The organism is Priestia sp. SIMBA_032, assembly GCF_046535215.1.
Lineage (GTDB): Bacteria > Bacillota > Bacilli > Bacillales > Bacillaceae_H > Priestia > Priestia aryabhattai.
This window is the reverse complement of sequence record NZ_JAWRXD010000675.1, coordinates 1-271: the sequence shown is the minus strand read 5'-3', so window position 1 is coordinate 271 and position 271 is coordinate 1. Positions and strand designations below refer to the sequence as shown.

At 67.9% G+C, this 271-nt stretch carries 1 protein-coding gene; it reads left to right on the top strand.

Features of this window, described 5'->3' with window-relative positions:
* Window positions 1–271: hypothetical protein (locus tag SB717_RS35965; protein WP_486360798.1), on the top strand; the 271-nt coding region annotated here is incomplete at both ends.

Genomic DNA, 271 nt, shown 5'->3' with positions numbered 1-271 from the left:
CTGCGTACCTGTTGTATGCCGACCCCCGGATCTCTCGCGGCGACGACGGGGTGCTGTTCGTCGGGCCGAGCGACGGGTATCTCGCCTACGTCGGGGACGTGCTCCCGAGCCTGGGCGAGGAGAGCGTACAGATCTCCACCCTCCGGGGTCTCGTCCCCGAGGGCCCGACAGCGAGTGTGGAGGCCGATCCGCGCGTCGCCGCACTCAAAGCCTCCAGAGAACTTCTGTCGGCGATGGATGCCGCCGTCCGCTTCTACGAGATTCCGCCCTC